Annotated in this window: 8 protein-coding genes; 5 read left to right on the top strand and 3 right to left on the bottom strand. The window is 63.9% G+C overall.

Annotated elements, in window-relative coordinates; translation table 11 throughout:
- Positions 1-124 precede the first annotated feature (124 nt).
- Positions 125-466 (bottom strand): hypothetical protein, encoded by a 342-nt coding sequence (locus QPK31_RS25300; protein WP_290425663.1) that lies wholly within the window; start codon positions 464-466, stop codon positions 125-127.
- Positions 467-468: 2 nt separating this feature from the next.
- The gene (locus QPK31_RS25295) at positions 469-1,134 is read right to left on the bottom strand and encodes a hypothetical protein (RefSeq protein ID WP_290425662.1); all 666 of its coding nucleotides are present in this window, start codon (positions 1,132-1,134) and stop codon (positions 469-471) included.
- Between the two features lie 214 nt (positions 1,135-1,348).
- Between QPK31_RS25295 and QPK31_RS25290 the strand changes: the two genes are divergently transcribed.
- Together QPK31_RS25290 and QPK31_RS25285 are read left to right on the top strand one after the other, a co-directional pair.
- Positions 1,349-3,055: a thiamine pyrophosphate-binding protein gene (locus QPK31_RS25290; RefSeq protein WP_290425661.1), complete on the top strand. Its 1,707-nt coding sequence runs from the start codon at positions 1,349-1,351 to the stop codon at positions 3,053-3,055.
- Between the two features lie 41 nt (positions 3,056-3,096).
- Entirely contained in the window at positions 3,097-3,873 is a 777-nt protein-coding gene (locus QPK31_RS25285) for a DUF4261 domain-containing protein (RefSeq protein ID WP_290425660.1), read from the top strand.
- A gap of 88 nt (positions 3,874-3,961) precedes the next feature.
- Here the strand turns inward: QPK31_RS25285 and QPK31_RS25280 are convergent, their stop codons facing one another.
- Complete coding sequence (locus QPK31_RS25280) at positions 3,962-5,086, bottom strand: serine hydrolase (protein ID WP_290425659.1); 1,125 nt, start codon at positions 5,084-5,086, stop codon at positions 3,962-3,964.
- A gap of 263 nt (positions 5,087-5,349) precedes the next feature.
- On the opposite strand from QPK31_RS25280, the gene QPK31_RS25275 reads away from it, so the two are divergent.
- The 3 genes from QPK31_RS25275 (at position 5,350) to ftsY (ending at position 7,818) form a co-directional block, all read left to right on the top strand.
- A complete protein-coding gene (locus QPK31_RS25275; RefSeq protein ID WP_290425658.1) occupies positions 5,350-5,472 on the top strand; it encodes a hypothetical protein in 123 nt (40 codons plus the stop codon).
- 467 nt (positions 5,473-5,939) lie between these two features.
- Entirely contained in the window at positions 5,940-6,467 is a 528-nt protein-coding gene (locus QPK31_RS25270) for a GNAT family N-acetyltransferase (protein ID WP_290425657.1), read from the top strand.
- A 241-nt stretch (positions 6,468-6,708) separates the two neighbouring features.
- Positions 6,709-7,818 (top strand): signal recognition particle-docking protein FtsY, encoded by a 1,110-nt coding sequence (gene ftsY, locus QPK31_RS25265; RefSeq protein ID WP_290425656.1) that lies wholly within the window; start codon positions 6,709-6,711, stop codon positions 7,816-7,818.
- Positions 7,819-7,826: the final 8 nt, after the last annotated feature.

Here is a 7,826-nt window from a genome sequence, read left to right as displayed (position 1 = left end):
TCCTCCCGCCAGCGCCTTGCGGCGCCAGCCAGCGACTGTCTGGCCTGCTTCACAGGCATCATTGTAACCGATGGGGGTAAGTGTGGCCTAGTCGGCGCGCCAATGCACCCGCAAGCAGGCTGGCTTACACAGGAGATACCCCGAAACCGATATGGAAGAACCAGTCGGCGACGAACAGCGAGGTTGGCATGATCGCGAGCGTCGCGCCCATCCGCAACATGCGACTTACAACCGGAAGCGCGCGCCGCCGGTCCTGCAGGGCAACGAGGACCAAGGCCGCCAGCCAGACCGCGAGCGCCATGCACGGCACGACGCCGCTGGCGGCGATCCAGAATTCCTTGAACGCGATTTCGCCGCCGCCGATATTCAGCCAGTCATAGCGATACGCGGCGTAGGCCCAGGCAATGCCGGACAAAGAAGCGATTGCGTTGCACCACTTGAAACCATGCCGCCTCAGGTCCGGCACGTTCACACCTCGATCAACGCGCGGCTTTTGCGCTGGATATCCGGCGCAGGTTCGTCCGGTTTCTCCTCGCGATGCTCGTTCCCGATCCGATCCAGCTCCTCCAGCCCCATCAGCGGCGCATACATCAAGTCATCCGGATCGGTCGAACGCTGCCAGCCCAGGTGCAGTTCACCCACCGCGCGCTTGGCCAGCTTGACCATCCGTTCGCCGGTGCGGTTGGTCAGGCGCGGCTCGCCGTCCACCAGTTCGAACAGGCGCGCCATCGACACCACCGAGCAGCGCAGGTTCGGGCTGTGCATCGAGAACTGGTAGCGGAAGCCGCCCGATTGCGCATTGATGTCGCGTGCGGTGATGAACAGGCGATAGGTCGCCGGCCGCAGCCCCGGCAGGCGCGCACTGGCGCGGGCGGCGCGTTCCAGCAGCGCTTCGCCGGCAACCTGGCCGGTGCCCGGCAGCACGGGAATGCGCAGCGGCGGCAGCCGCATCCCTGCTCGTACCCGGATGCCGAGCTGGCGCGCCAGCGCATGGGCAACGGTGGCCGACAAGGCTTCCGGCACGTCGTCGAGCGGCACGACGTAGACGGCAACCGGCGCGCCCGGCCCGGCGGCCACGGCGCCGCCGCTGCCCAGCAGCGCAAGCGTGGACAACAGCATCTGACGTCTCTGCATGGCTTCCCCGATGAAGTCAATATGTAATTTAGGCAAGTTTATCCTGAGCAAATACGAGCGTCCATCCATATTGCATGCCATGCAAAATTGTCCGCCCAACATTTCTGAAAATCGGTGTCGCCATTTGAAAAGCCCATCTTTTGCCGCTGACATAGAATATTTCGATACCCGGCGAACCCTTGCAACCGGCGAAACCAACAAGGACCACAGAGACATGACGCACCCTTCCCGCACCGGCGGCCAGATCCTGGTCGACGCGCTCCACGTCCACGGCGTCGAGATCGCCTTCGGCGTTCCCGGCGAAAGCTACCTCGACGTGCTCGATGCGCTGCACGATTCCAGCATCCGCTTCGCCATCAACCGCCAGGAAGGGGGCGCGGCGTTCATGGCCGAGGCCTACGGCAAGCTGACCGGCAAGCCCGGCATCTGCTTCGTCACGCGCGGCCCGGGCGCCACGAATGCCTCGATCGGCGTGCACACGGCCTACCAGGATTCCACGCCGATGATCCTGTTCATCGGCCAGGTCGGCAACGACTTCGTCGACCGCGAAGCCTTCCAGGAAATCGACTACCGCCGCATGTACGGCGAAATGGCGAAGTGGGTGGCCCAGATCGACCGCGCCGACCGCATTCCCGAATACATCGCACGCGCCTTCCAGGTGGCCACCAGCGGCCGTCCGGGTCCGGTCGTGCTGGCCCTGCCGGAAGACATGCTGGTGGCGAAAGCCGAAGTAGCCGACACCCGCCGCTACCAGCCGGTGCAGGCCGCGCCGGCACCGAGTCAGATTGCTACGCTGCGTACCATGCTGGCCGAGGCGAAGAAGCCTATCGTCCTGCTCGGCGGCGGCAGCTGGAATGCGCAGGCCTGCGCCGACCTGGCGACGTTTGCCGAAGCAAACGCGCTGCCGGTCGGCTGCACCTTCCGCTTCCAGGACCTGATGGACAACGCGCACCCGAACTACGCGGGCGACGTCGGCATCGGCATCAACCCGAAGCTGGCCGCGCGCGTGAAGGATGCGGACCTGGTCATCGCCATCGGCCCGCGCCTGGGCGAGATGACCACCGGCGGCTACACCCTGCTCGATTCGCCGCTGCCGAAACAGCGCCTGGTCCACATCCACAACGACCCCGAGGAACTGGGCAGCGTCTACCAGGCCGAGCTGATGATCGCCAGCGGCGCCCCGCAAGCCTGCGCCATGCTGGCCGCGATGGCGCCGGTCGACAGCGGCGCCTGGCGCCACACCGTGGAAGAAGCCCGAGCCGACCTCGCCGCCTGGCAGGCGCAGCCGCCCATCTTCCAGGATGGCCAGGCCCCGCTCGATTTGTGGCAGGTGGTGCAGGACCTGCAGGCCGCCCTGCCAAGCGACACCATCATCACCAATGGCGCCGGCAATTACGCGAGCTGGGCGCACCGCTTCTGGCGCTACGGCGGCATGCGCACCCAGCTGGCGCCGACGAATGGCGCGATGGGCTATGCCGTGCCTTCGGGCGTGGCGGCGAAGATCGTCGATCCTTCGCGCACCGTGGTCACCTTTGCCGGCGACGGCGAATTCATGATGACCGGCCAGGAACTGGCCACCGCGGTGCAGTACGGCGCCGGCGTCGTGATCCTGGTCTTCAACAACAACATGTTCGGCACCATCCGCATGCACCAGGAGAAGACCTATCCGGGCCGCGTGTCCGGCACCACGCTGCACAACCCGGACTTCGCGGCGCTGGCGCGGGCCTATGGCGGGCATGGCGAAATCGTCGAGAAGACCGCCGACTTCGCGCCGGCCCTGGCACGCGCCATCGAGCATGCCAACGGCAAGAAGCTGCCGGCGCTGATCGAACTGCGCTACGACGGCAACCTGATCACGCCGAATGCGACCCTGGACAGCATGCGCAAGGCGGCCGAAGCGGTTAAAGCGGCGGAGGGTTGACGATGGCGGTCCAGGCACACGGGAACCACGAGAGAACAACGATGAGCGACGCGCCCGAACTGGTCTTGTGCATTCCGGGCCCCTGGGCCAGCCGCGAGGAACTGGTACACAGTGTCTCGGAATGCGACGCGGGCTATGTGTACGCCGGCCACCTGCTGCTGGAAATCGAGACCGGCTTCACCTGCGAAGTCGTGTTCGAAGGCGCCGACCCGGCCGTGCCGGCGGCGTTTGTCGCGGTTGGCCCGCACTGGGCGCAGTCCGAGGCGATGATGGACGTGGCGCGCCACGCCTCGGTGGTCTACCTCACCGGCAAGGGCGGCTCGCGCGAGGCGGCCGAAGCCATGATGCGGGCAGCGGCGGCCCTGGTCGATGCCGGCGGCCTGGGCGTGAAGGTGGAAAGCACCGGCATCGCCCATGGCCCGGCCTACTGGACCGAACTGTGCGAACAGCTGCACCTGCAGACCGCGCACCGGGCGCTGGTGGTCTACGTCACCGGACGCGACGTGTATTCCTGCGGCATGCACAACTTTGGCTTGCCGGAAGCGATCGTCACGCCGCCCGATGGCGACTTGCAGGAGGCCGCCGATTTGCTGCGCACCTTCACCCACTACCTGTTCGCGCAGGGGCCAGTGCTGGAAGACGGGCACACCTTCTCGGTCAGCGAAGGCGCGCCGGTGTACCGCGTGCGCACCGCGCCGGCCATGGATTACGGGCCGGACTCGCTGTTCAATAATCCCTACGGGGCCTGGCGGCTGGAGCCGGAGGTGCTGCAAAAGGCGGAGAAAAAGGCGGGCTGGTGGAGCCGGCTGCGCCACTGAACGACCAGCGCAGCTTGCCACCGCAAAGACCGCCCTCAGCCGCGAATGATCCGCATTGCCGGGGCCGGGCGCATCATCCGTCACCACGTCACTTGACGGCTTGCCTGGCGGGACTCAGGCTTGGAAACAGGGTGCCCAGCACGGTGGTCAACACCTTGTCGGCGCCCATGTCGGGTCCCGCGTTGGCGACCGCCAGAACGCCGCTTCCCTGTTCCGGAAAGAGGACGGCCATGGCAAGCCAGTTGCCATCCGAGCCCTGGTGCACGAGGACCGGCCCCTGGCGTCCGGCTATCGAAGCCTGCACACCCCAGTCGAGACCCGCGGGACGGCCGGGTTGGGCGGTCTGCATCAGGCGATACGAAGCAGGCGTCAGCAATTTCCCTTGTCCTTTGCTGCCCGCCAGCTGGTCCAGGTTGAAGCGGGCCCAGTCGCCCAGGCTCATGTGAAGGAAGCCGGCAGGCCCGAACATGGGCGGCGCGCCATCGTCGAATGTGCGCATCGTCAGCATCGGCTTGCCGGCCTGATGCCCGCGGTTCTGGCCGTCGTGCGTGTTCCCGAAACCGACATTGCGCATTCCCAGCGGCTGGAACACCTCTTTTTGCATCAGGTTTTCGTAGCTCTCCCCGGTCACGCGTTCCGCAATCGCGGCGGCCACTAGGAAGCCGGTATTGCTGTAGCCGAAGGCGGTACCGGGCGCGGCGTCCGGCTTGTCCTTCAGGGCTTTTGCGATATAGCTCAGGCGCTGGCGGGGAAAAGGCTGCGACTCCGTGAACAATTGTTCCGCCGAGCCCAGATCCTGCAAGTCGCGCGGCAGGCCAGCCTGATGGGACAGCAGCTGCACCAGGGTGACCTTCCGGTATTCCGGACGCATTTCCTGCGCCAGGTCGGGCAGCATGGCTTCCAGGGGCGCATCCCAGGAAAGGACGCCACGCTCGACCAGCCTTGCCACCATGGCGACCGTCATCACCTTGCCGGTGGAACCGATGAGCCAGACATCGTCGCCGCCAACGGGCGTCTGCTGGTCGATACGCTTCACGCCACGCACTGCCTGCTCGGTGATTTTTCCGTCCCGCATCACCACAACGCCAAGCGCCGGCACCTTGGAAGCGGCCATGGCGGTTGTCACGATGGTATCCAGGTTATCGGAGGCAAATGCGGGCGATGTCGCGGCAAGTGCACATACTGCGAGGGCAGCAATCGTTCGAATCAGCATGGTAACTCCAAAGAATGTGGGAATTGAGGCTTACTATAAATGTTCAATTTCCCAAATTCATCGTTATGCGACAAGTGAACGATTTCGCAGCACGGAAAGCAAATAAAAGGGACAGGATGCGATGAGGCTGTCTCGTTCCTTTCTGATGCAATTAGCCATTCTAAAGTGACACTTCGCGCATTTTCCCGACTTGGCCGCATGCTATGCTGGCTCATCTTCTATCGGCCGGGATCGGCCTTTTGGTTTCGAAATAAAGGAATGCCATGAACGGTTCACCCGACAAGAAAAACCGCACATCCATGGGCACTGGGATTTATCTTGGTGTAGCGATTGGATGCGCGATTGGCGTTGTGATCGGCGCCTGGATGTCGGAGTCCGCGCGCTGATTTTTTGCACGTGATGTGCATCATCACTCGACGACAAATGGAAATCATTGAACTGTTATTGATCGGCCGCCGCCCTTGAAATGGTGTAGAAGATTGCCAGATTGGCTGCTGTAGAGCCGGACGCATCGGCACGCAAACGAAAGCGATCTTCTCATTGGATAACGAAAACAAAGAGCCTTCCTCGAATGCGATTCTCGCGCCACAGAGTTGGAAAGAGCGGTTTCACTGGCTCGGCGTACTGATCATGGCGGCGTTTGTAGGCTTCGCGCCGGCACCGCCAATCAGGCCACCGCGAGACCCGTCTGAATATTCGCAGATTGCCGAGGATCCGGATGGACTGAAGCTGGATCCAGAATGCCATTTTTTGCAAAACGCGTTTCATCACGATGAATCAGGCATAGAAGCGCAACCATGGCATATCGGGAGTATCAAGCATTCGCCAGCACACTGCATAGGGAATCCAGCGCATGAATACCGAGTTCATCACGTCCGTTCCAATCCTTCAGACGCAACGGCTCCTGCTGCGCGAATACCGTCGGGAAGACTTCGACGCATTCGCGGCGCATTGCGCCGACCCGGTCAGCGCGGCCCATCTGGTCCCGGCCGACCGCCCTGCCGCATGGCGCATCTTCTGTTCCCAGGCAGGGCTGTGGCTCCTGGATGACGCCGGATGGTGGGCTGTCGAGGAAAAGGAAACGGGACGACTCGTCGGGAGCATTGGCGCGTTCTTTCGCGAGGAATCCACCGTGATGGAGCTGGGCTGGAATACCTACCGTGCCTTCTGGGGCCAGGGATTCGCGAACGAAGCGGCGGCGGCAGTCTTGCACCATGCGCTTGAAGTCCGGCGCGAACCGAAAGTCCGGGCGCTCATCGCTGCAGCCAATGAGTCATCGCTGCGCGTTGCCAGGCGCCTGGGCCTAAGCTTTGAAGCGGGCACCGAGCTATACGGCAAGGCGGTCGGCATTTACACGCGTGAGCGCGGAAGCCCGGTTTAGAGCGCCTGACAAAACCTCCATGGCTGCGTTGCAGCGTCTCGCCGTACAGGCGTACTGTCTTCGCCACTGCGCCTTGCCCTGAAGGTTTTGTTAGGCGCTCTAGGCCGGCAGGATGGCAGCACCGGCACACGGCCGGGACTTGCGTATTCGTCATTACTGTGCTCTGGTAAAATACTGCGATCCTTTTCATCGTGCCGGCGCCATGCCGGCATGTGCATGCAGTCGCTCCCACCAGATACCCATGTTTAGTTTCTTCAAGAGAAAAAAAGCCGAAGCAGAAACCCCGGCGCCGGTCGAGCCTGTCGTCAATGTGCCGACGCCTGCGCCTACACCTGCGCCAACGCCGGCTGCGCCCGCGCCGATCGCGATTCCTGAACCGGCGCCCAGCCTGGCCGCCGAACCCGCCCTCGTCATCGAGGAAACCGCCGAACGCCCGACCTCGCCCGCCGAGCAAAAGAAATCCTGGATGGCGCGCCTGAAGGCCGGGCTGTCCAAGACCTCCAGCAATCTGTCGCTGCTGTTCGTCGGCGCCCGCATCGACGAAGACCTGTACGAGGAACTCGAGTCCGCCCTCTTGATGTCCGACGCCGGCATGGATGCCACCGAGCACCTCCTGACCAACCTGCGACGCAAGGTCAAGGAAGACAAGCTGCTCGACGCCGCCGCCGTGAAGGCCGCGCTGAAAGAGCTGATGATCGAGATGCTGCAGCCGCTGCAAAAGCCGCTGGAACTCGGCCGCCATGCGCCGCTGGTGATGATGATCGCGGGCGTGAACGGCGCCGGCAAGACCACCACCATCGGTAAACTCGCCAAGCACATGCAGCGCTTCGACCAGTCGGTGCTGCTGGCTGCGGGCGATACCTTCCGCGCCGCCGCCCGCGAGCAGCTCATGGTCTGGGGCCAGCGCAACAACGTCACCGTGATCTCGCAGCAGTCGGGCGACCCGGCGGCGATCGCCTTCGATGCGGTGCAGTCGGGCAAGGCGCGCGGCGTCGACGTCGTGATGGTCGACACCGCCGGCCGCCTGCCGACCCAGCTGCACCTGATGGAAGAGCTGAAGAAGATCAAGCGCGTGATCGGCAAGGGCGCGGATGGCGCGCCGCACGAGACCCTGCTGGTCATCGACGGCAACACCGGCCAGAACGCCCTCGCTCAAGTAAAGGCCTTCGACGACGCCCTGCAACTGTCCGGCCTGGTGATCACCAAGCTCGACGGCACCGCCAAGGGCGGCGTGCTGGCGGCGATCGCGCGTACGCGTCCGGTGCCGGTCTACTTCATCGGCGTGGGCGAAAAGCTGGACGACCTGCAGCCTTTCAATGCCGAAGAATTCGTCGAAGCGCTGCTGGGATAAACATCACC

The sequence above is a fragment of the Massilia sp. YIM B02769 genome, from assembly GCF_030411995.1.
Taxonomy (GTDB): Bacteria; Pseudomonadota; Gammaproteobacteria; order Burkholderiales; family Burkholderiaceae_D; genus Telluria.
Note: the sequence above shows the minus strand (reverse complement) of the source record. Positions and strands in the feature narration are given on the sequence as shown.